Below are 21,617 nucleotides of genomic sequence, written 5' to 3'. Positions count from 1 at the left end.
GGGCCCGGCGGAGGGCAGGCGGCAGCTCACGAGCGCACGGGGCGTCGCGTCCACCGGCCCATTCCACGAGGCCCGGACGTCAGGCACCCGGACCGGACGGCCGGGCGCGCTGTCGGCAGGTGTTCGGACTGAACAGGCGTGCGCAGAAGGGCATGAACGCACGCGAGTACACCGTTGCGGGACAGTTCCGGATTCGCACCGGATTCCCCTGCGGCGACAGCGAGCATGAGCATACATCTAGTGCCGGGGCGCGGTGTCACCCCCACATGTTGTGTCGCGTTCGGCTTCGCAGGGTGTCAGAGCGTCAACTCATAGGTGAGCAGAGTGATGTCCGGGGCCTCGGGGAGAGGGCTCCAGTCACGCTCCGGTGTGCGGCTGAAGCCCAGACGTTCGTAGATGCGATGGGCCGCGTGCATGCTCCGCTGGGTCGACAGCACCACGCGTACACAGCCCCGCACGGTCCGGGCGCGCTCCACGCAGGCCCGCACGAGGGCTTCGCCGGCGCCCCGCCCGCGGGCCTGCGGAGCGACCGCGAGCATCCGTATCTCGGCCTCGCCCGCGCGGGCGATGTCGGCCAGGGGGCCGCCCGCCGGGACGAAGGTCGCACCGCCGAGGACACGGCCGTCCGCCACGGCGACCAGCACGTCGGCCGCGGTGGCGCGCTCGGCCACGTTCCGCAGCTCGTCGAGGTACCGGTCGCTCTCGCCGAAGTCCAGCAGTCCGTCGCCGAGGTAGGCCTGTGCGGTGATCTCTCCGAGGACCGCGTACTCCTCGGGGGTCGCCGTCCTGATCGTGATGTCCATGCGTCGCAGTGTGCATCAGGAGCGGTCTCGCGCGGCTCCGGTTGTCCACAGGGGCGATCGCTCGTCGGATGATCCGACCGGGCGGGTCCCGCGGCCGGCGAGAGTCGGTCAGTCCACCGCCGGCCACCGGGGCATGGTCGCCACGAAGTCCTTGCTGAAGTCGCGGGTCCCCGGTCCCAGGGCGACGCGGCCGGTGGCGCGGAGGCGGGCGGTCAGGGCGGGGGACTCGGAGTAGTGCACGCGCGGGGCGCCGGCCGGGACGAACACGGTCTGGCCCCGCGTGAGTTCGCTCGCGCATTCGACGACGACGGCGCCCTCGGCGGCGGCCACGAACGCCTCGTCCCCGCAGACCCCCACGGCCAGGGGATCGTGCAGCGGGCAGGTGCCGTCCCCGCCGTGGCGGCTGTAGGCGTCCATGTACGTGCGCATCAGCCGGGCGGCGAGGGCCGTGCCCGGGCCCGCGGCCTCCAGGGCGGCCAGGTCGGCGGGGCGGAACAGCCAGCGGTGCGAGGCGTCCAGGTCGACCATGGTGAACGGGATGCCGGAGGAGAGCACGACCTCGGCCGCGTCGGGGTCGGCCCAGATGTTGAACTCGGCGACCGGGGTGATGTTCCCCGGCACCTGGGCGGCGCCGCCCATGAACACGAACCTGCCGACCCGGCGGGCGAAGCCGGGGTCCTCCAGCAGGGCGACGGCGACGTTGGTCAGGGGGCCGGTGGCGCATACCGTCAGCTCACCCTCGTACTCCCGGGAGAGGCGGAGCAGGGCCTGTGCGGAGGACTCCGTCGGGTGCGGGGCCGTGGAGTCGGGCAGGGTCTCGTTCCCGAGGCCCGCCCGGCCGTGGAAGGCGGATGCCTCCCGGTAGGGGAGGCGGGAGAGGGGGCGGCCGGCGCCGCGGTGCACGGGGGTGTCCCCGTCGATGCGGAGGGCTCGGGCGAGGGCTCTGGCGTTGGCGTAGGTCGCCTCGGCGGGGAGGTTGCCGCCCACCGAGGTGTAGGCCTTGAGGTCCCACAGGTCTGTGCCCAGGAGGTACTGCAGGGCTACGGCGTCGTCGATACCGGGGTCGCTGTCCAGGACGATCGGTGCGCGAGCGGTCACCTTGTCAGGGTAGCGGGGCGTTTCTCGCCCCCGCCGCCCCTTCCCGTCCCGTCCTCCAGGGGCTCTGCCCCTTCGACCCCGAGGGTGCGTTCGTCGGGTGCGGGTGGGTGGGGGCTGGTCGCGCAGTTCCCCGCGCCCCTAAAGGCGCAGGCCCCTGCGCGACCGGCTCCCACCGGACCCGCACTCACCCGCCCCCCGAACCGTGCGCCACGAAGGGGGTCGAAGGGGCAGCGCCCCAGGAGGACGGGTCGGGTAAGGGCGGCGGGGGCGGAACACCCCGCGCCGCCCCGGAACCCGGTGGGAGGGCTAGTGGCTCGACCCCGCTGTCGCCGGGGGGAGTTCCACCTGGACGCCCGCGTCGCCCGCGTCCGCCGTGTAGTCCTCCGGGCTGGTCTCGTCGATGCCGTCGGGGGCGTTGAACGCCCGCAGGGCGAAGGTGAGGACCACCGTGACGACCACGTTGAGGACGAACGCGGTCAGGCCGATGTAGCCGATCTCGCCGATGCCGGGGATCTCCGCGGAGGAGCCGCCGAAGTGCTTCTGCGTCGGGGAGGCCACGCCGTACGCGGCGATCGTGCCGTACAGCATGCCGACGGCCCAGCCCGCGAGCAGGGCCCAGCGGTGGCACCACCGGGTGAACAGACCGCCGACCAGCGCCGGGAAGGTCTGGAGGATCCAGATGCCGCCCAGCAGCTGGAAGTTGATCGCGACCGTCTTGTCCATGGTGAGGACGAAGGCCAGGGCACCCACCTTCACCAGGAGGGACACCAGCTTGGAGACCTTGGTCTCCTGCGCGGGAGTGGCGTCCGGCTTGAGGAAGTCCTTGTAGATGTTGCGGGTGAAGAGGTTCGCCGCCGCGATGGACATGATCGCCGCGGGGACCAGCGCGCCGATGCCGATGGCCGCGAAGGCCACGCCCGCGAACCAGTCGGGGAACATCGTCTCGAACAGCTGCGGAATCGCCAGCTGGCCGTTCTGCACCTGGACGCCGGCCGCGATCGCCATGAAGCCCAGCAGGGCGAGCAGACCCAGCATCAGCGAGTACAGCGGCAGGATCGTCGTGTTGCGGCGGATGACCTCGCGGCTCCTGGACGACAGCGTCGCCGTGATCGAGTGCGGGTACATGAACAGCGCCAGCGCCGAGCCGAGGGCCAGCGTCGCGTACGTCCACTGGTTGGCGTCGCCGGGGACGAGGGCACCGCGCGGCTTGTCCGTCGCCGGGTTGGTCTGGCTGTACGCCTCGCCCGCCTTGGCGAAGATGTCGTCGAAGCCGCCGAGCTTGATCGGGATGTAGATGATCGCCACCGCGATGACGAGGTAGATCAGGGTGTCCTTCACGAACGCGATCAGCGCGGGAGCCCGCAGACCGGACGAGTAGGTGTAGGCGGCCAGGACGCCGAACGCGATCAGCAGCGGCAGGTCCTTGACGAACCAGTTCGTGTTCTCGCCGCCGCCCACGCCCATCACGTCCAGCACGGCCTGGATGCCGACCAGTTGGAGGGCGATGTACGGCATCGTCGCCAGGATGCCGGTGAGGGCGACCGCCAGCGACAGGCCCTTGGAGCCGAAGCGGCCGCGTACGAAGTCCGAGGTCGTCACATAGCCGTGCTTGTGGGAGACCGACCACAGGCGCGGCAGGAACGTGAAGATCAGCGGGTACACCAGGATCGTGTACGGCACCGCGAAGAACCCGGCCGCGCCCGCCGCGTAGATCGCCGCGGGGACGGCGACGAAGGTGTACGCCGTGTAGAGGTCGCCGCCGAGCAGGAACCAGGTGACCCAGGTGCCGAACGACCGGCCGCCGAGGCCCCATTCGTCGAGGCTGTGCTCGTTCTCGGCCTTGCGCCAGCGTGCGGCCAGGAAGCCCATCACGGTGACGGCCAGGAAGAAGAAGATGAAGACGGCGAGTGCCACGCCGTTCACGCCGTCCTTCACTTCGCCGTACCCCCGTCCTGCGCCGGGGACCTGCGGGCGCGCTGGTCACGCTGCCACAGGACGTACGCGGTGGCGGTGAGCGCGGTGGAGATGAGCACCCAGGCCATCTGGTACCAGTAGAAGAAGGGGATACCGATGAACGTCGGGTCCGTCTTCGCGTACGAGCCGACCCAGAGCATCGCCACGAACGGGGCGAGCAGGCACAGGGCGATGACGACTCTGACAGGTGTCACCACCGGTGGTCCCACTTCAGGCGCTTCTGACATGTCCCGGTTCCGTCCCCTCACTGGTACGCCATGGATCGCCGCTGATCATGTGCTCGACGCGCAGGAAATCTAAGGGACGGGTTCCGTCGTCCGGAACCCCCTGTCCGGATATCGGATGAGGAGGTTGTGTGTTCAGGGGGCGCCCAACTCCTGGCAGGGGTCCGCTTCCTGGCGGACCGTAGACCAGGAGCGCGGGTCGCGCCACACCGCGTGCACCACCTGTGACGCGGCGCGGGGTCAGTCCTGCGGGCGCTTGAGCCGCGCCACGAACTTGTACCGGTCGCCGCGGTACACCGACCGCACCCACTCCACGGGCTGTCCCTCCTGGTCCAGAGAGTGACGGGACAGCATCAGCATCGGCAGGCCCACGTCCGTGCCCAGCAGGCCGGCCTCGCGCGGGGTGGCCAGCGAGGTCTCGATGGTCTCCTCGGCTTCGGCGAGCCGGACGTCGTACACCTCGGCCAGCGCGGTGTAGAGGGAGGTGTACTTGACCAGTGACCTGCGCAGGGCCGGGAAACGCTTGGCGCTCAGGTGGGTCGTCTCGATCGCCATCGGTTCGCCGTTGGCCATGCGCAGGCGCTCGATGCGCAGCACCCGGCCGCCGGCGGTGATGTCGAGCTGCCCCGCGAGCGTGTCGTCGGCGGTGATGTAGCCGATGTCGAGGAGCTGGGAGGTGGGTTCGAGGCCCTGGGCGCGCATGTCCTCGGTGTACGAGGTGAGTTGCAGCGCCTGGGAGACCTTGGGCTTGGCGACGAACGTGCCCTTGCCCTGGATGCGCTCCAGCCGCCCCTCGACCACCAGCTCCTGGAGCGCCTGCCGCACGGTGGTGCGCGAGGTGTCGAACTCGGCGGCGAGGGTGCGCTCCGGCGGGACCGGTGTGCCGGGCGGCAGCGTCTCGGTCATGTCGAGCAGGTGCTTCTTCAGGCGGTAGTACTTGGGCACGCGCGCGGTACGGACGGTCGCCCCGTTCTCGTTCTCCGCACTGCTGACGTCGGTGCTCATGCTCCGCCTTCCCGGCTCCTCGTGGCGTGATCCCTCTGTATACCTCTGCGGGCCCCGCTGGTCTAGTCCACGAAGGAGTCTGTGCTGGTCCACTCCGTGGCGGTGCAGTGGTCTACCCGAAGAGTGTGGCCCAAGCGGGCCTGTTTTCGCTGGCTTATTACATAAAGGTTCTTGCATATGTAGGTCGCATAACGGCTGGTGAGAGGGGGTTCGAGCACTCTTGACACCGCGATTGGTCTGAGCCAAGCTCCGCCTACTGGTCTACACCATTGGTCCAGGTCCTGGCCCCAGGGGCGGTACGTCCTGTCACCGAGGGGAGCAGGGGGGTTTGTGGCATCCCTGGAGCAAGGGCATCCCTGAGGAGGATGGCGTGAAGAGGAAGCTGACGACCGCGATCTGTGTCGCGGGCATGATGGTCTCCATCGCGGCGTGCGGGGGCGGCGAGAAGAAGAGCGCGGACACCGGGGCGGACACCAAGGAGCTGACGGTCTGGCTCACGGTGGACGCGCAGAACAACTGGCCCGAGCTGGTCAAGGCCGCCGACGCGGCGATCGAGAAGAAGCACCCCGGCATCACCATCACGCACGAGTACTACGGCTGGCCCGACAAGAACGCCAAGCTCGACGCGGTCCTCGCCACCGACAAGGCCCCCGACGTGGTCGAGATGGGCAACACGGAGATGCTCGCCTACATGGTCAAGGGCGCCTTCGCCCCCCTCGACGCGGCGAAGTTCGACAACTCGGGCGCGTGGCTGGACGGTCTCAAGGCCTCCGTCACCTACGAGGGCAAGACCTACGGCGTGCCGTACTACGCCGGCGGCCGCGTCGCCAACTGGCGCAAGGACGTCTTCGCCGCCGCGGGGGTGAAGTCCCCGCCGAAGACGTACGCCGAACTCACCGCCGCCCTCGACAAGGTGCAGAAGAAGCGGGGTGACAAGTTCAGCGCCTGGTACCAGCCCACCCGTGACTGGTACGCGGCCATGTCCTTCGTCTACGACGCCGGCGGCTCGATAGCCGTCGAGTCCGGCGGCAAGTGGAAGGCCAACCTCTCCTCGCCGGAGTCCGTCAAGGGGCTCACCGAGTTCAAGAACGTCGTCGACTCGTACATGCACGGCGACAAGACCAAGGACGAGTCCGACCGGTACATCGTCTACGGCCAGGGCAAGTCGGGCATGATCTTCGCCCCCGCCTGGGAGGGCGCGACCGCCGCGGCCAAGGAGAACGACAAGACCGGCAAACTCGCGGGCAACGTCGAGAACTTCGTGATGCCCGGACCGTCCGGCAAGAACCTCCCCGTCTTCCTGGGCGGTTCCGACCTCGCCGTCCCGGTGAAGTCGGACGCGCAGACCGTCGCCGCCGAGTGGATCAACGCCTTCACCGGTCCCTCCGGTCAGAAGGGCCTGATGGAGAAGGGCAACCTGCCCAACAACAAGACCGACCTCGCCACCCTGAAGGACGACCCGGCGACGGCGGTCCCGGCCACCGCGGCCGAGTCCAACTGGTTCGTCCCGATGGCGCCCGGCTGGGGCCAGGTCGAGAAGGCCCAGATCCTGCAGACGATGCTGCAGTCCATCGGCACCGGCAAGAAGTCGGTCGAGGAGGCCGCGAAGGCGGCCGACGCCGAGATCGACAAGGTCATCAACAACCAGTGAGGTGACCCGCCGGTCGGGCCCGGGCGAGGTCGCCGGGCTCGGCCGGGGGTGCCGCACGGTTCGGCCGTGGCGCCGGACGGTTCGGCCGTGGTGCCGGACGGTTCGGTAGTGGTGCCGGACGGTTCGGTCGTGGTGCCGCACGGTTCGGCCGGTGGGGGACACCGGCCGGGCCGGTCGACGACATCGGTTCGGCCGGTGGGTGATCCAAGAAAGTGCCGCGACGGGGGCAGGTTCGGTGCCGGTGCGTCGTGGCTGGTCGCGCAGTTTCCCCGCGCCCCTTTCGGGGCGCAGCCCCTCGCGGAGGCTGCCCGGCCCCTCTTCATCTGCTTAGGAGCGCGCGATGAGTGCCGCAGACACGACTGCCCCCGCGAAGGTGCCGCCCGCACGGTCGGGGCCGCCGCCACCGCCACCGCCGACGGCCCCGGAACGTCCGGCCGGGAAGCGGGGGTCCGGCGGGGCCGCCGTGCCCTGGGCCCTCCTCGCCCCCTGTCTGCTGATCCTCGCCGTCGTCCTCGGCTACCCGCTCGTCCGTCTCGGGACGCTGTCCTTCCAGGAGTTCGGCCAGTCCCAGCTGTGGGGGTTCAAGCCGGCGGAGTCGGTCGGCTTCGACAACTTCGCCAAGGTGCTGGGCGACGGCGAGTTCTGGACGGTCGTCGTGCGGACCGTCGTCTTCGCCACCGCCTGCGTCGTCTTCACGATGGTCATCGGCATGGCGGTCGCCCTGCTGCTCCAGCGGGTCTCCGGCTGGGTGAAGACACTCGTCAACATCGCGCTCGTGGCGAGCTGGGGCATGCCCATCATCGTCGCCACCACCGTCTTCAAGTGGCTGTTCGACTCCGACTACGGCATCCTCAACGCGCTGCTCAGCAAGCTCCCCGGCGTCGACATGATCGGCCACAACTGGTTCGCCAGCGGCCCCGAGGGCCTGGCCGTCATCACCCTGCTCGTGGTGTGGGGCGCGGTCCCGTTCGTCGTCATCACCCTCAGCGCCGGGCTCACCCAGGTCCCCAAGGAACTGGAGGAGGCCGCCCGTCTCGACGGTGCCGGCGCGTGGGGCGTGTTCCGCTACGTCACGCTCCCCATCCTCAAGCCGATCATCGTGATGCTCACGACCCTCTCCGTCATCTGGGACATGGGCGTCTTCCCCCAGGTCTTCGTCATGCGCAACGGCCACCCGGAGGCCGAGTTCCAGTTGCTCACCACCTACTCGTACGACAAGGCGTTCGTGGTCAACGACTACGCGCAGGGCTCCGCGATCGCCCTGCTCACCGTGCTGTTGCTGCTCGGCGTGATCGGCGTCTACATGCGCCAGATGCTGAAGATCGGAGAGGTCGAATGAGCACCGCCACCGCCACCGCCACCGCCTCCGGTCCCCGCAGATCCAGGCTCGGCTGGAACCTGCTCGGCCTGTTCGTCTTCGTCACCGCGGGCTTCCCCGTCTACTGGATGCTGAACACGGCGTTCAAACCGGCCAAGGACGCGATCGACCCCGACCCGAGCCTGCTGCCGACGTCGGTCACCTTCGCCAACTTCGGCCGGGCGCTGGACATCGCCGACTTCTGGGGGCCGGTCGGCCGCAGCCTCGTCGTCTCCCTCACGGTCGTCGTGATCGGCATCGTCGTCGGCCTGCTGGCGGCCCTCGCCATCTCCCGCTTCGCCTTCCGCGGCCGGAAGGTGGTCATCGTCGGCATCCTGGCCGTGCAGATGGTCCCGCTCGTCGCGATGATCATCCCGGTCTTCCTGCTCCTGAACGACCTCGGCCAGTACGACCGCCTCAGCGGCCTTGTCCTCACCTACCTGACCTTCATCCTCCCGTTCACCGTGTGGACCCTGCGCGGCTTCATCGTCAACATCCCGCGCGAACTGGAGGAGGCGGCCATGGTCGACGGCTGCTCCCGCACCACCGCCTTCCTGCGCGTGGTGTTCCCCCTGCTCGCGCCGGGCATGGTGGCGACCTCGGTCTACGGCTTCATCCAGGCGTGGAACGAGTACCTCTACGCCCTGATGCTGATGAGCCAGCAGAACCAGACCGCGACCGTCTGGCTCGGCAACTTCACCACCAAACACGGCACCGAATACGCCCCGATGATGGCCGGCTCCACCCTGATGGCCGTGCCGATCGTCGTCCTCTTCCTCCTCGTCCAGCGCAAGATGGCCGCGGGCCTCACCGCGGGCGCCGTGAAGGGATAACCACCCTGATGTCACCGACGACATTCGCCACCGGCTCGCCCGGCTCGCACTCCGGACAGAACGGCCTCGCGCGGGACGCGCTGACGGTGCTGCAGCCCGGCTTCACGGGCACCACCGCCCCCGAATGGCTGCTGCGGCGCCTCGGCGAGGGCCTCGCCTCCGTCGGCCTCTTCGGCCGCAACATCACCTCGCCCGGACAGCTGGCCGCCCTCACCGCCCGGCTGCGCGCCGAGCACGAGGACGTCCTCGTCGCGATCGACGAGGAGGGCGGCGACGTCACCCGCCTGGAGGTGCACGCCGGCTCCTCCTTCCCGGGCAACCACGCCCTGGGCGCGGTCGACGACGTGGCCCTGACCAGGGACGTCGCCTTCGCCCTCGGCCGCCGCCTGGCGGAGTGCGGCGTCAACCTCAACTGGGCCCCCTCGGCCGACGTGAACGCCAACCCGTCCAACCCGGTCATCGGGGTCCGCTCCTTCGGCGCCGACCCCGGCCTGGTCGCCCGCCACACGGCCGCCTACGTCACCGGGCTCCAGGACGCGGGCGTCGCCGCCTGCACCAAGCACTTCCCCGGCCACGGCGACACCGCCGTCGACTCCCACCACTTCCTGCCCCGCATCGACGCGGACCGCTCGCTCGTGGACTCCCGGGACCTGGCCCCCTTCCGCGCCGCCATCGCCGCCGGCTCACGCGCGGTGATGAGCGCCCACATCCTGGTCCCGGCCCTGGACCCCGACCTTCCGGCGACGCTCTCCCGCGGCATCCTCACCGACCTCCTGCGCGGCGCACTCGGCTACGACGGGCTCATCGTCACCGACGGCATGGAGATGCGGGCCATCGCGGGCACCTACGGCATCGAACGCGGCAGCGTCCTCGCGCTGGCCGCGGGGGCCGACGCCATCTGCGTCGGCGGTGGCCTCGCCGACGAGGAGACCGTCCACCGCCTGCGCGACGCCCTCGTCACGGCCGTGCGCGACGGCGACCTCGCGGAGGAACGCCTGGCGGACGCGGCACGGCGGGTCCGGGCGCTGGCGACCTGGACCCGGTCGGCGGCCGAGACCCCCGGCGGGACCGTCGGTGCCGACCCGGGGATCGGTCTCGTGGCCGCTCGCCGCGCCCTGACGATCACCCGCGCGCAGTCCTACGAGCCGCCCACCCAGCCCCTCTACGTCGCGGCTTTCGCCCCGGTCGCGAACATCGCCGTGGGCGACGAGACCCCCTGGGGCGTCGGCGCGGAACTGGCCCGCCTCGTTCCCGGCACCGAGACGGGCACCTTCGCCGGCGACAGCGCCGGAGCCTCGGCCCTGTCGGTCGCGGGCACCCGCCGCGTGGTCGCCGTCGTCCGGGACGAACACCGCCACCCGTGGATGACCGCGGCCCTCGACCTGCTCCTCGGCACCCGCCCGGACACGATCGTCGTGGAGATGGGCATCCCCCAGGCCCCACCCCGAGGCGCCCTCCACATCGCGACCCACGGCGCGGCACGGGTCTGCGGCCGGGCGGCGGCAGAGGTCATCGCGGGCGTACGCGGCGAACCGGAGCGCGGCTGAGGGCGGCGGCGCGCGGCGAAGCGGCGGAACACTTGACCGACGGGCGTGCGCCCAGGAGCTCCGAGCGGCCGGGCCAAGGGCTCTGGGCTGTCCGGCCGGGGCGGACCGACGGCGTGGCACGGGTCTGAGGCCAGACCACGGCAGAGGCCATCGGCCGCCGTTCACCGGTAGCCGGAGCGCGGCTGAGGGCCGGGGCCCACGGCGAAGGGGGCACTATGGACGGGGCCGCGCGGTACCGCGGGGCGCCGCCCCCGCCCGTCCAGCCCCTCGGCGTCGGCGGCGCCCCGCGCTCCCCACACAAAGGCGCCACGGCCCCGATCCCCGGCCGTGGCGCCCGCGCATACTCCCGGTGCTCTAGATCCCCTGCCAGGCGGGCTTGTTGCCGAACGTGTACCGGAAGTAGTCCGCCAGCTTCAGCTTCGACGCGGCGCCCTCGTCCACCACGACGGTCGCGTGGCGGTGGAGCTGCAGCGCCGAGGCCGGGCAGACCGCCGCCACCGGCCCTTCCACGGTCGCCGCGACGGCGTCGGCCTTGCCCTCGCCCGTGGCGAGCAGCACCAGGTGCCGCGCCTCCAGGATCGTGCCGATGCCCTGGGTGATCACGTGGTGCGGCACCTGATCGATGTCACCGTCGAAGAACCGCGCGTTGTCGATCCGGGTCTGTTCGGTGAGCGTCTTGATCCGCGTCCGGGAGGCGAGCGACGAGCACGGCTCGTTGAACCCGATGTGCCCGTCCGTCCCGATGCCGAGCAGCTGAAGATCCACACCCCCCGCCTCGGCCAGCGCCCTGTCGTACGCCTCGCACGCCCCCAGCACGTCCTCGGCGGTCCCGTCGGGCCCCATGAACGCCTCCAGGCCCAGTCCCAACGGCTCCAGCACCTCCCGCCGCAGCACCGAGCGGTACGACTCGGGATGCTCGGCCGGCAGCCCCACGTACTCGTCGAGCTGGGCGACCCGGGCTCGCGAGGCGTCCACGGCACCGGAGCGCACCTTCCCCGTGAGCGCGGTGTAGATGGGCAGCGGGGTCGAACCCGTGGCCACCCCGAGCAGCGCGTCGGGCTTGCGCCGGAGCAACTGCGCCATCGCCTCGGCTATGAGTTCGCCACCCGCCTTGGCATCCGGAACGATGACAACTTCCACGCTGGGCCTGCCGATCTGGAAAGAAGGACTCGAAAACTCCCGGCCCGGAGCTGGGTCGGGCACATCTCGTGTGGTGTAGACCAATCTAGCAGGGGTGGTTCCCGTTCCCACAGGGGCGAACGGGGAGGCGCGGGTCACCCCGGCGTCCGGCGTTCCCGCCCGCCGCCGGACCGAAGCGGGCTACGCTGCGAGTGTCTCGTCGGCGTATGGCGGGCAGGGGAACAACAACAAACATCCGCCAACGCATGGACACACGCAGTGGTCTAGTCAACAATGCGGGTAGGGCGTGTGATCGATCAGCGGCCCCCGGCCGCCGGCGATCGCACACGAACGAAGAAGAACAAGCCTCCGTCTTCCCCGCACAGGAAGACGGACCGAGGAACCGGCGCTCTCTGCCCTGACTGCTCCGGATCCTCACCTTCGGCCGACCGGGACCGCACACCCCACGGCCGATGTTGCTCCGGGCTGCGGTGCCGGGAGGGTTGAGGGTCCCTCTCAGGCGCCGCGGCCCGCGGGTGTTTTCCGGGGACGTCCAGGACCGCCACCGGTGCTTTCCGGTCATCTTCGTACCGCCAGGTACGCTCGCACACGTGCCCTCCATGAACGAACTCGTCCGCCAGCACACCGCTCTCAGCGACTCCGACCTGGAGTGGCTGCATCTGCTGGTGTCGGAGTGGCAGCTGCTGTCCGACCTCTCCTTCGCCGACCTGGTCCTCTGGGTCCCCACCCGCGACGGTACCCGCTATGTCTCCGTGGCCCAGATGCGCCCCAACACCGGCCCCACCTCCTACCAGGACGACATGGTCGGCCACCTGGTCCCCCGGGGCCGCCGCCCCCTGCTGGACGCTGCCCACGACGAGGGCCGCATCGTCCGCGAGGGAGACCCCGAGTGGCGCGAGGAGGTGCCCGTACGGGTCGAGTCGATCCCCGTGCGCAGGGAGGGGCGGGTGCTCGGCGTCATCGCGCGCAACACCAACCTGCTGACCGTGCGGACCCCGAGCCGACTGGAGCTGACCTACCTCCAGAGTGCCTCCGACCTGGCCCAGATGATCGCCGCGGGCGCGTTCCCGTTCCCCGACCAGCAGGTCGACATGGACGCCTCGCCGCGCGTCGGCGACGGCCTCATCAGGCTCGACGCCGACGGCATCGTCCAGTACGCCTCGCCGAACGCCCTCTCCGCGTACCACCGCCTCGGCCTGGCCGCCGACCTCGTCGGCTGCCATCTCGGCCGTACGACCGCCGAACTCGCCCCCTCCCGGGGCCCGGTGGACGAGGCGCTGGCCAAGGTGGCGAGCGGATGGGCGCCGCGCGAGTTCGAGATCGAGTCCAGTGACGGCGTGATCCAGTTCCGGGCGATCCCCCTCAAGCCCAAGGGCCCGCGCATCGGTTCGCTCGTCCTGCTCCGGGACGTGACGGAACTGCGGCGGCGCGAGCGCGAGTTGATCACCAAGGACGCGACCATCCGGGAGATCCACCACCGGGTGAAGAACAACCTGCAGACGGTCGCCGCGCTGCTGCGCCTCCAGGCCCGGCGCATCGAGTCCGAGCGGGGCCGCGAGGCCCTCGAAGAGGCGGTACGACGGGTCGGGTCGATCGCGATCGTGCATGAGACGCTGTCCCAGAACCTGGACGAGCGGGTGGAGTTCGACGAGATCGCCGACCGGGTGCTCGCCATGGTCGCCGAGATCTCTCCGGGCAAGGTCGTCGGCTGGCGCACCGGACGCTTCGGCATCCTGGACGCGGAGGTCGCGACCCCGCTCTCGATGGTTCTCACCGAGATCCTGCAGAACGCCCTCGAACACGGTTTCCGCGAGGGCGACACCGGCACCGTCGAGGTCTCGGCCGTGCGCGGCGGCACCACCAAGGAGACCCGCCTTCTCGTCACCGTCCAGGACGACGGGGTCGGCCTCCCCGAGGGCTTCGACCCGCACCGCTCGGGCAACCTGGGCCTGCAGATCGTACGGACGCTGGTCGAGGGCGAGTTGGGCGGCACCTTCGACATGGTCCCGGCCCCCGAACAGGGCACCCGGGTGATCCTCGACATCCCCGTGCGGGCCCAGAAGTAGCGGCGGGAAGCAGCCGGCGTACGGCGTCCGTGGCGGTCGAGGCACCACGGACGGCGTACCGGAAACAGCACCGAGCCCCGGACCATCGTGTGGTCCGGGGCTCGGGCTCGTGGCTGGTTAAGCGCACCGGGGGCACTGCGCGCTGCGGCTCGGGGGCGGGAGAAGCGCACTCGCTGTGCGCGCCGCCAAGCTCAGGCTATTTGCTGGGTGGGATGTCAGGCGGATGCCTGACGGGCCCGGTTGCGGGCGGCGCGGCGCTTCATGGCGCGGCGCTCGTCCTCGCTGAGACCACCCCAGACGCCGGAGTCCTGGCCGGACTCAAGCGCCCACTGCAGACACTGCTCGATAACCGGGCAGCGACGGCAGACAGCCTTGGCTTCCTCGATCTGCAGCAGCGCAGGACCGGTGTTGCCGATGGGGAAGAAGAGCTCGGGGTCTTCCTCGCGGCAAACGGCGTTGTGACGCCAGTCCATGGCTGCTACCTCTCCTTGGTATTACTTGCACGTTGCTTGTGAATGTGAACGCTTTCACGAATCCCTCAACAAGTGAAGGGCCGATCACCAGACGGACTGGTGTGGTCCTGTGGATTGAGGAGGGGTTCTGGCGCTTGCTTGAGCCGGTGTTGCGGGCTGTCCCGAGCGCCACGTAGAGACTCGCAAACCTCAGCGGCGGATACAACCCCTTCCGGAAAGTTTTTTTTGATTCCTCGGTGTCGACTGTGTCACAGCCGTACTTCCATGGGGTGGACCCTGGCCTAAACGTTCGAGTGGAAGGACTTTTGCCCGTTCCGCTCACACAATCACACGCAGTGCACGGCGTACGCCTGTGAACGTCACGCTCGTCCGCAGTCCGAGGTGGTCGCCGTCCATCTGGAGGGGGAGGGGGACCTTCGAATGCAAGGTGAAGTCGGTCAGATCGTGCAGGGTGGTGGCGTGCTTCCCACGGGGTCCGCGCTCGGGGGACGAAGTGAGCAATTGTGTGCCATACCGGGCGAGCGCGGGCGTCGACATGCGGCTCAGGCCGAGCACGTCGAGGCCCTTATCGAACGAGGCCTTAGGCGACGCGTACACCGGGCGATTACCCAGAAACGTCCACGGGGACGTGTTGCAGACTATGGACAGCACAAGATCCGAAATCGGATCCTGGCCCGGCCTCTCCACGGAGATCGTGCCGAGTCTGCGATGCGGCTCTTCCAGGAACTGCCGAAATGCCTGACGCAGGTAAAGGGCGTGTGTGGATTTCCGTCCGCGTTCCCGTTGTTGCTCGACCCGGCCGATCACACCCGCGTCGAATCCGAAGCCGGCGCAGAAGGTGAACCAGCGCGACGGCACCGCCTCGTCCTCGGTGCCCGGGGTGCCCGAGGCCTGACCCAGGCCGACCGTGCGCTCCCGGCTCTCGCGCAGGGCGTCGAGCAGGACGCCGGTCGCCTCCACGGCGTCGTTGGGCAGCCCCAGCGCCCGGGCGAAGACATTGGTGGATCCGCCGGGGACCACGGCGAGGCGGGGGAGGCGGTCGGGATCGGGGCCGTGGTGCAGCAGGCCGTTGACGACCTCGTTGACCGTGCCGTCGCCGCCGAGCGCGACGACCAGTTCGATGTCGCCCTTGCCCTCCGCGGCCTGCCGGGCGAGGTCCCGTGCGTGGCCCCGGTACTCGGTGGTGACCGCCTCCAGCTTCATCTCGCTGGCGAGGGCGTGGATCAGGACATCGCGCGTACGTGCGCTTGTGGTGGTTGCCGCCGGATTGACCACGAGAAGTGCACGCATGGGTTGCAGCGTACCTACTGGGTGGTACCCGGCCCATACCGAGGTGCGGATCAAGGGGGAGATCGGGTAGTGACGATGAGCACGTGGGGGCGCGTGACGGGGTCAGGGCTACCCTTCACGGGTGAGCCCTGAGCAGACCTCCCCACCGGACACCTCCGACGCCGAGCCCCGTCCCGGGCGGCTGACCGCCGCGGCGGCACTGGCCGTGCTGGAGGGGGTGGCCCTGCTGGTGGGCGGCGGGGCGATGCTGGTGCTGGGCCTCGGCGGCGACTCCGACGACGTCAGCACCGGCGTCACCGGAGGGATCACCCTCGTCGCGCTGGCCCTGCTGCCGCTGATCGCCGCCCGCGGGCTGCTGCTGCGCCGGAGCTGGAGCCGGGGACCCGCCGTCATCACCCAGATCATGGCGCTGCCGGTGGCCTACAACCTGCTGCGCGCCGACAGTGTGGCGATCTGGGCCGGCATCGTCCTGGCCGTGGTGGCCGTCGCCGCGCTGGTCCTGCTGGTCAATCCCGCGACGACCCAGGCCCTGGGGATCCAGGGGCCGGGCCGGTCGGAGGAGACGAAGCGCTGACGCGCGGCGCGGGGGCGCGCCGCCGGCTACTCCTCCACGAGCAGCTTCTCCCGAAGCTGCGCCAGGGTCCTCGCCAGCAGCCGTGAGACGTGCATCTGCGAGATGCCGACCTCCTGGGCGATCTGCGACTGGGTCATGTTGCCGAAGAACCGCAGCAGCAGGATCCGCTTCTCCCGGGGTGGGAGGTCCTCCAGGAGAGGCTTGAGGGACTCCCGGTACTCGACACCTTCGAGTGCCTCGTCCTCGGCGCCGAGGGTGTCCGCGACGGCCGGGGACTCGTCGTCGGTGTCGGGGACGTCCAGGGACAGCGTGGAGTACGCGTTGGCCGACTCCAGGCCCTCCAGGACCTCCTCCTCCGAGATGGCCAGCTTCTCGGCCAGCTCGTGCACGGTCGGCGAACGCCCGTGCTGCTGGGACAGCTCGGCCGTGGCCGTGGTCAGCGCGAGGCGCAGCTCCTGCAGCCGGCGCGGCACCCGCACCGCCCAGCCCTTGTCGCGGAAGTGCCGCTTGATCTCGCCGACGACCGTCGGGGTGGCGTACGTGGAGAACTCCACGCCGCGGTCCGGGTCGAAGCGGTCCACCGACTTGATCAGTCCGATGGTGGCGACCTGCGTCAGGTCGTCCAGCGGCTCCCCGCGATTGCGGAAGCGGCGCGCGAGGTGCTCCACGAGCGGCAGATGCATCCGGACCAGCCGGTTGCGCAGCTCCGCGTACTCGACACTGCCGTCCGGCAGGGCGCGCAACTCGATGAACAGGGCTCGCGCCCCGCTGCGGTCCTGTGGGTCGTGCTGGGTGCTGCGCACGGTCTGCGCGTTCTGCGCGGCCGCCTCGTCGTGTCGCTCGTGCTCGCTCATAGTCCCGCCCGCCGTCACCGTTCCCCCGGCTCCCGACCGTGATCGAGTGGGGGAGGCCCCAGTCCGCCCTCGCGAGGACGTGGTGATCCGCGGGACACCTTCCGGATCCCGCTGCCCGTCGGAGGGCGCCTCGCGCTCCTCGCCGCCGGCCGGCACCGTCCACCGAGGCGTTCCGGCCGCCGCCGAGGACTCGTCCTCCGGGTGCGGTCTGGCCTGCTCGGGGATGCCGTCGACGCCGTCCGCCAGATGCGCCGGCCCGCCGCGGCCGCCGTCGTCCTCCGCGGGAAGTTCCCGTGTGCCGCGTTCTTCGTCCCGCACCGGCCCGTCCCCGTTCCTCACGCCGGCCCGGGTCCCGCGCCGCGCTGTTTGTAGAGGCTGATCGAAACGGTTTTGTCGTCGGCCACCGCGGAGGAGACCTTGCCCGCCAGGGCCGACAGCACGGTCCAGGCGAAGGTGTCGCGCGAGGGGGCGTGGCCGTCCGTGGTGGGGGCCGAGACCGTGACCTCCAGTGAATCGTCGACCAGACGGAAGACACAGCTGAGCACCGAGCCGGGCACGGCCTGCTGAAGCAGGATCGCGCAGGCCTCGTCGACCGCGATGCGCAGGTCCTCGATCTCGTCGAGGGTGAAGTCCAAACGGGCCGCGAGGCCGGCCGTCGCCGTACGCAGCACCGACAGGTAGGCACCCGCGGCCGGCAGCCGGACTTCCACGAAGTCCTGGGTCCCGGGCTCGCCTGCGATCTGGGACACCCTCACCTCCAAGGTGGTACAAGCTTTTACGGGGGCCGAGGGTCGCCCCCCGGGGTAACGCGCTACGTGGTTCAGCGGTGACGCTATCGCGCTACCGAGCGCCGTGTCCTCGGGGTCCGGGGGACCCCACCCCATGCTGTCACTCATAGTAAGCCTATGAATACGCTCGGTGGCTAGAGGTCTGCGGGCCTCAAATAGGAAGAGCGCGCGCCGGATTGACGTACCCAGGCGCCGGACTGCCGAACCGTGTCACACGAGTACGTCGACGTGTCACGGGGTGACATGGTTCCGTCGTGCGACATCTCCGCTGCGATGGTCATACCGGTACAGGTTCCGTCATACGAGTACATGGTCGACGAAGCACCAACGCCAGGTCTCGCCCGCCTCGAACGTACGCATGATGGGATGGCCGCTCTCCTTGTGGTGCGCGGTCGCGTGCCTCATCGGGGAGGAGTCGCAGCAGCCCACGTGCCCGCACTCCAGGCACATCCGCAACTGCACCGGATGACTGCCGGCGGCCAGGCACTCGGGGCAGGTGTCGCTCAGGGGATCGGGCTCGGGGTGCGGCAGCGCGTCCGTGTGCGTGCACTGTTTCATGATTGCCAGGTTACGACGGGTGCGCGGAACGCCGCGCGGAAAACGAAGGCGGCGGAAGCGATGCACTTCTTGCCCTTGCTGTTGCTGGTCGCCGGGAGCGCGACGGTCGCCGGAGCCGCCCGGCGTACGCCGGTGCCCGCCCCGCTGCTGCTGGTCGCGGCGGGGCTCGCGGTGTCGTATCTGCCCGGAGTGCCGCACTACGAACTCGACCCCGAGATCGTCCTGCCGCTGATCCTGCCCCCGCTGCTGTACACGGCCGCCAGCGACAGCTCCTACCTCGACCTGCGGGCCCAACTGCGGCCCGTGGCGCTGCTGTCGGTCGGCTACGTGCTCTTCGCGACCCTCGCGGTCGGCTGGGCGGCCTACCAGATCGTGCCGGGGCTGCCGCTGACCGCGGCGCTGGTGCTCGGCGCGGTGATCGCGCCGCCGGACGCCGTCGCGGCGACGGCGGTCGCCCGGCGGGTGGGCCTGCCCTCGCGGATCACCACGATCCTGCAGGGCGAGTCCCTGGTGAACGACGCCACCGCGATCACCGCCTACCGGGTGGCCCTCGCGGCCACCGTCGGTGAGGGCGCGAGCTGGTCGGGCGGGACGGTCGACTTTCTGGTGGCGGCCGTCGGCGGCGTCGCGGTGGGCCTCCTGCTGATGGTGCCGATCCACTGGCTGCGCACCCACCTGAAGGAGGCGCTGCTCCAGAACACCCTCTCCCTGCTGATCCCGTTCGTGGCCTACGGGCTCGCCGAGTGGGTGCACGCCTCCGGGGTGCTCGCCGTGGTCGTCGTCGGCCTGTACCTCGGCTACCGCAACTGGCAGGTCGACTTCGCCACCCGGCTCCAGGAGGAGGCCGTCTGGAGGATGGTCGCCTTCCTGCTGGAGTCCGCCGTGTTCGCCCTCATCGGCCTGCAGCTGCCGGTCGTGCTCGAAGGGCTGGGCGAGTACGAGGGCCTCCGTGCCTCCTGGTACGCCGTGGCCGTCTTCCTGGTCGTCGTCGCGTCCCGGTTCGTGTGGGTGTATCCGGCCACCTTCCTGCCACGCATGCTGTCGCCGCGCATCCGGGAACGGGAGGAGAACCCCACCTGGAAGGGTCCCTTCGTCATCGCCTGGGCCGGCATGCGGGGCGTCGTCTCGCTGGCCATCGCCTTCTCCATCCCGCTCACGGTGAACGGCGGCGACCCCTTCCCCGAACGGAACCTGATCCTCTTCCTGACCTTCACCACGGTCATCGGGACGCTCGTCATCCAGGGGCTGACCCTCCCGCCGCTCATCCGCGTGCTGAAGCTGCCGGGACGCGACCAGCAGGCCGAGACGCTGGCCGAGGCCAACGCCCAGGCCCAGGCGTCCCGCGCCGCCGAAGCCCGGCTCGACGAACTCCTCGCGGACGAGCGCAACGAGCTGCCGCCCCCGCTCGTCGACCGCCTCCACACCGTCCTGGAACGACGCCGCAACGCCGTCTGGGAACGGCTCGGCGCGGTGAACCCGGTGACCGGGGAGAGCGTCGACGACACCTACAGCCGCCTCTCGCGCGAGATGATCGGCGCCGAGCGGGAGGTGTTCGTGAAGCTGCGCGACGGCCGCTACATCGACGACGAGATGCTGCGCACCCTGCTGCGCAGGCTGGACCTGGAGGAGGCGGCGGTCTACCGGGAGGCGTCCTGAGACGGCTCCGGGGCACTACGGCCGGGGCGCGTGCTCCTCGAAGGGGCGTCCGGTGATCACGGCGGCGACCCTCGTCCCGGGCGCGAAGGCGCCCTCCGCCGCCAGGGCGACAAGTCCGTAGAGCACCTTGGCGACATAGAGACGCTCCACGGCCAGGGAGTGGCGGGCCTCGAAGTCCAGGGCGAAGGCGTCCAGTTCGGGCGTGGTGCGCGCGTAGCCGCCGAAGTGGAAGCGGTCGTCGAGGCGCCAGTCGCCGCGCGGTCCGCCGAAGGCCCGGTCCTGCAGCCGTCGTATCTCCTCTTCGAGGAAGCCCCCCTTGAGCACGGGAATCCCGAGAGCGCGCTGGTCGGGGGCCAGGCCGGCGGCCAGTCCCGCGAGGGTGCCGCCGGTGCCGCAGGCGATGGCCACGACCTCGGCCCGGCCGCGCAGTTCCGCCCCGAGGTCCCGGCAGCCGCGCACTGCGAGGCTGTTGCTGCCGCCCTCGGGGACGACATACGCGTCCTCGGCGCCGACGGCGCGCAGGAGGGCGGCCAGTGCGGCCGGGTCGGACTTGTGGCGATACGTCGATCTGTCGACGAAGTGCAGCCGCATGCCGTCCGCCGCGCAGCGGGCCAGGGACGGGTTGAGCGGGCGGTCGGCCAGCTCGTGGCCGCGGACCACGCCGATGGTGGACAGGCCCAGGAGGTGACCCGCGGCGGCGGTGGCGCGCAGGTGGTTCGAGTAGGCGCCGCCGAAGGTGAGCAGCGGCCGGCCGGCCGCTGCGCGCAGACTGGGGGCCAGCTTGCGCCACTTGTTGCCGACGAGCCGCGGGTGGATCAGGTCGTCCCGTTTGAGGAGCAGCCGGACGCCGTGGCGGGCGAGGCGCTCGTCCGTGACCTCCTGGAGGGGGGAGGGCAGCCGGGGTTTCAGGACGGCGGCAGGGTCGGGGGCGGAGGGCTGGCCGGTCACGGGTCCATTGTCGGACACGTGACCGGTGGGTGTCCGGCCGCCCGCGCTCGCGTCGCCCGTGCTCGCGCCGTCGCCCGGGGGCGCGGCTACGCCAGGCGGTCCCGGACCCGTTTTCTCATGGCGGCCATGGTGAAGCCCCGGGGGTCGACCTTGCCGGGCTGCCATTCGAGGTGACCGATGACGGACCGCTGGTTCCAGCCGTGGTGGCGGCAGATCGCGGCGGAGACGCGTTCGATGGCGTCCAGCTGGACCTCGGGCCAGGGGTCCTGGCCGTCGCCCAGGTTCTCGCACTCGAAGCCGTAGAAATGGCGGTTGCCGTCGGTGTTGGACTCGTTGTCCGGCGGGAGCGACTTCTCGGCGATCACGGCCCGCAGTACGTCGTCGTCGCCGAGACCGGCGTGGTTGGCGCGGCCGTAGCCGACGAGATGGACGCGGCCGTCCTTGGTGATGACGCCGTGGCACAGCGGGCCGGGCAGGCCCGAGTAGCCGTTGCGGCAGATGCGTACGGTGCGCTCGCTGCCGGAGGTGACGGTGTGGTGGATCATCACGCCGTGGACGGGCCCCCAGGGGCCCACGTGGTTGCGGTTGTGATGCTCCCAGTCGCCGACCTCGACGACCCGGAGGCCCTCGTTCTTCAGGACGGTGAGAAACCTGCCCGCGGACATGGGTGGGGCCATGACCGACTCCTTCGTGCCGTGCGACGGCCGCTGGTCGTGGCCGCCTCGTACGCAGGCTTGTACCCCCGAGGCGCGGCGCGAGCGAGTCGTCGGCGGGGCGT

Annotated in this window: 20 protein-coding genes and 1 riboswitch; of the genes, 7 read left to right on the top strand and 13 right to left on the bottom strand. The window is 70.5% G+C overall.

The window, feature by feature from the left end:
• Positions 1-118: 118 nt before the first annotated feature.
• Positions 119-208, bottom strand: a riboswitch (cobalamin riboswitch).
• Between the two features lie 88 nt (positions 209-296).
• From PYR72_RS17365 to PYR72_RS17345, 5 genes are all read right to left on the bottom strand, one after another.
• The gene (locus PYR72_RS17365) at positions 297-803 is read right to left on the bottom strand and encodes a GNAT family N-acetyltransferase (protein ID WP_275456185.1); all 507 of its coding nucleotides are present in this window, start codon (positions 801-803) and stop codon (positions 297-299) included.
• A gap of 108 nt (positions 804-911) precedes the next feature.
• A complete protein-coding gene (locus tag PYR72_RS17360) occupies positions 912-1,901 on the bottom strand; it encodes a nucleoside hydrolase (protein ID WP_275456184.1) in 990 nt (329 codons plus the stop codon).
• 306 nt (positions 1,902-2,207) lie between these two features.
• Complete coding sequence (locus tag PYR72_RS17355; protein WP_275456183.1) at positions 2,208-3,836, bottom strand: sodium:solute symporter family protein; 1,629 nt, start codon at positions 3,834-3,836, stop codon at positions 2,208-2,210.
• Positions 3,833-4,102: a DUF3311 domain-containing protein gene (locus PYR72_RS17350; protein WP_275456182.1), complete on the bottom strand. Its 270-nt coding sequence runs from the start codon at positions 4,100-4,102 to the stop codon at positions 3,833-3,835. The genes PYR72_RS17355 and PYR72_RS17350 overlap by 4 nt, the downstream gene beginning before the upstream one ends.
• Positions 4,103-4,339: 237 nt before the next feature.
• A complete protein-coding gene (locus tag PYR72_RS17345) occupies positions 4,340-5,104 on the bottom strand; it encodes a GntR family transcriptional regulator (RefSeq protein WP_275456181.1) in 765 nt (254 codons plus the stop codon).
• 370 nt (positions 5,105-5,474) lie between these two features.
• Between PYR72_RS17345 and PYR72_RS17340 the strand changes: the two genes are divergently transcribed.
• From PYR72_RS17340 to PYR72_RS17325, 4 genes are all read left to right on the top strand, one after another.
• A complete protein-coding gene (locus tag PYR72_RS17340) occupies positions 5,475-6,755 on the top strand; it encodes an extracellular solute-binding protein (RefSeq protein ID WP_275456180.1) in 1,281 nt (426 codons plus the stop codon).
• A 340-nt stretch (positions 6,756-7,095) separates the two neighbouring features.
• Positions 7,096-8,094: a sugar ABC transporter permease gene (locus PYR72_RS17335; protein ID WP_275456179.1), complete on the top strand. Its 999-nt coding sequence runs from the start codon at positions 7,096-7,098 to the stop codon at positions 8,092-8,094.
• On the top strand, positions 8,091-8,945 hold the full coding sequence (locus tag PYR72_RS17330) for a carbohydrate ABC transporter permease (protein WP_275456178.1): 855 nt from the start codon (positions 8,091-8,093) through the stop codon (positions 8,943-8,945). Before PYR72_RS17335 ends, PYR72_RS17330 begins: the two co-directional genes overlap by 4 nt.
• Positions 8,946-8,953: 8 nt before the next feature.
• Entirely contained in the window at positions 8,954-10,492 is a 1,539-nt protein-coding gene (locus tag PYR72_RS17325) for a glycoside hydrolase family 3 protein (protein WP_275456177.1), read from the top strand.
• Between the two features lie 354 nt (positions 10,493-10,846).
• Here PYR72_RS17325 and nagB read toward each other — a convergent pair whose 3' ends face one another.
• Entirely contained in the window at positions 10,847-11,632 is a 786-nt protein-coding gene (gene nagB / locus PYR72_RS17320) for a glucosamine-6-phosphate deaminase (RefSeq protein ID WP_275456176.1), read from the bottom strand.
• Positions 11,633-12,222: 590 nt separating this feature from the next.
• Between nagB and PYR72_RS17315 the strand changes: the two genes are divergently transcribed.
• Positions 12,223-13,698, top strand: a complete 1,476-nt coding sequence (locus PYR72_RS17315; RefSeq protein ID WP_275456175.1) for a PAS domain-containing sensor histidine kinase — start codon at positions 12,223-12,225, stop codon at positions 13,696-13,698.
• Between the two features lie 215 nt (positions 13,699-13,913).
• Here the strand turns inward: PYR72_RS17315 and PYR72_RS17310 are convergent, their stop codons facing one another.
• Positions 13,914-14,171 (bottom strand): WhiB family transcriptional regulator, encoded by a 258-nt coding sequence (locus tag PYR72_RS17310; RefSeq protein WP_003992873.1) that lies wholly within the window; start codon positions 14,169-14,171, stop codon positions 13,914-13,916.
• A gap of 318 nt (positions 14,172-14,489) precedes the next feature.
• Complete coding sequence (locus PYR72_RS17305; RefSeq protein ID WP_275456174.1) at positions 14,490-15,461, bottom strand: diacylglycerol kinase family protein; 972 nt, start codon at positions 15,459-15,461, stop codon at positions 14,490-14,492.
• Positions 15,462-15,582: 121 nt separating this feature from the next.
• Between PYR72_RS17305 and PYR72_RS17300 the strand changes: the two genes are divergently transcribed.
• On the top strand, positions 15,583-16,035 hold the full coding sequence (locus PYR72_RS17300) for a hypothetical protein (protein WP_275456173.1): 453 nt from the start codon (positions 15,583-15,585) through the stop codon (positions 16,033-16,035).
• A gap of 26 nt (positions 16,036-16,061) precedes the next feature.
• On the opposite strand, the gene PYR72_RS17295 is transcribed toward PYR72_RS17300, so the two are convergent.
• The 3 genes from PYR72_RS17295 to PYR72_RS17285 form a co-directional block, all read right to left on the bottom strand.
• Positions 16,062-17,228, bottom strand: a complete 1,167-nt coding sequence (locus PYR72_RS17295; protein ID WP_275456172.1) for an RNA polymerase sigma factor SigF — start codon at positions 17,226-17,228, stop codon at positions 16,062-16,064.
• Entirely contained in the window at positions 17,225-17,638 is a 414-nt protein-coding gene (locus tag PYR72_RS17290) for an anti-sigma regulatory factor (RefSeq protein WP_033525425.1), read from the bottom strand. The genes PYR72_RS17295 and PYR72_RS17290 overlap by 4 nt, the downstream gene beginning before the upstream one ends.
• Before the next feature lie 336 nt (positions 17,639-17,974).
• The gene (locus PYR72_RS17285) at positions 17,975-18,235 is read right to left on the bottom strand and encodes a UBP-type zinc finger domain-containing protein (RefSeq protein WP_013000789.1); all 261 of its coding nucleotides are present in this window, start codon (positions 18,233-18,235) and stop codon (positions 17,975-17,977) included.
• Between the two features lie 60 nt (positions 18,236-18,295).
• Here PYR72_RS17285 and PYR72_RS17280 point away from each other — a divergent pair, with 60 nt between their 5' ends.
• Positions 18,296-19,891, top strand: a complete 1,596-nt coding sequence (locus PYR72_RS17280) for a Na+/H+ antiporter (protein ID WP_275456171.1) — start codon at positions 18,296-18,298, stop codon at positions 19,889-19,891.
• Positions 19,892-19,906: 15 nt separating this feature from the next.
• Here PYR72_RS17280 and PYR72_RS17275 read toward each other — a convergent pair whose 3' ends face one another.
• Positions 19,907-20,839 carry a pyridoxal-phosphate dependent enzyme gene (locus PYR72_RS17275; protein ID WP_275456170.1) on the bottom strand — a complete coding sequence of 311 codons (933 nt, stop codon included), beginning with the start codon at positions 20,837-20,839 and terminating at the stop codon, positions 19,907-19,909.
• A gap of 86 nt (positions 20,840-20,925) precedes the next feature.
• A complete protein-coding gene (locus PYR72_RS17270) occupies positions 20,926-21,516 on the bottom strand; it encodes an N-acetylmuramoyl-L-alanine amidase (protein ID WP_275456169.1) in 591 nt (196 codons plus the stop codon).
• Positions 21,517-21,617 lie beyond the last annotated feature (101 nt).

Origin of the sequence: Streptomyces sp. VNUA24 (assembly GCF_029167005.1) — a bacterium.
GTDB classification, from domain to species: Bacteria; Actinomycetota; Actinomycetes; order Streptomycetales; family Streptomycetaceae; genus Streptomyces; species Streptomyces scabiei.
This window is presented reverse-complemented; position numbering and strand designations above follow the sequence as displayed.

Bases quoted from the DNA above. Each gene is read 5' to 3' on its own strand.
- PYR72_RS17365 (WP_275456185.1), bottom strand. From the start codon at position 803: ATGGACATCACGATCAGGACGGCGACCCCCGAGGAGTACGCGGTCCTC.
- PYR72_RS17350 (WP_275456182.1), bottom strand. From the start codon at position 4,102: ATGTCAGAAGCGCCTGAAGTGGGACCACCGGTGGTGACACCTGTCAGA.
- PYR72_RS17345 (WP_275456181.1), bottom strand. From the start codon at position 5,104: ATGAGCACCGACGTCAGCAGTGCGGAGAACGAGAACGGGGCGACCGTC.
- PYR72_RS17335 (WP_275456179.1), top strand. From the start codon at position 7,096: ATGAGTGCCGCAGACACGACTGCCCCCGCGAAGGTGCCGCCCGCACGG.
- PYR72_RS17330 (WP_275456178.1), top strand. From the start codon at position 8,091: ATGAGCACCGCCACCGCCACCGCCACCGCCTCCGGTCCCCGCAGATCC.
- PYR72_RS17325 (WP_275456177.1), top strand. From the start codon at position 8,954: ATGTCACCGACGACATTCGCCACCGGCTCGCCCGGCTCGCACTCCGGA.
- PYR72_RS17310 (WP_003992873.1), bottom strand. From the start codon at position 14,171: ATGGACTGGCGTCACAACGCCGTTTGCCGCGAGGAAGACCCCGAGCTC.
- PYR72_RS17305 (WP_275456174.1), bottom strand. From the start codon at position 15,461: ATGCGTGCACTTCTCGTGGTCAATCCGGCGGCAACCACCACAAGCGCA.
- PYR72_RS17285 (WP_013000789.1), bottom strand. From the start codon at position 18,235: ATGAAACAGTGCACGCACACGGACGCGCTGCCGCACCCCGAGCCCGAT.
- PYR72_RS17280 (WP_275456171.1), top strand. From the start codon at position 18,296: ATGCACTTCTTGCCCTTGCTGTTGCTGGTCGCCGGGAGCGCGACGGTC.
- PYR72_RS17270 (WP_275456169.1), bottom strand. From the start codon at position 21,516: ATGGCCCCACCCATGTCCGCGGGCAGGTTTCTCACCGTCCTGAAGAAC.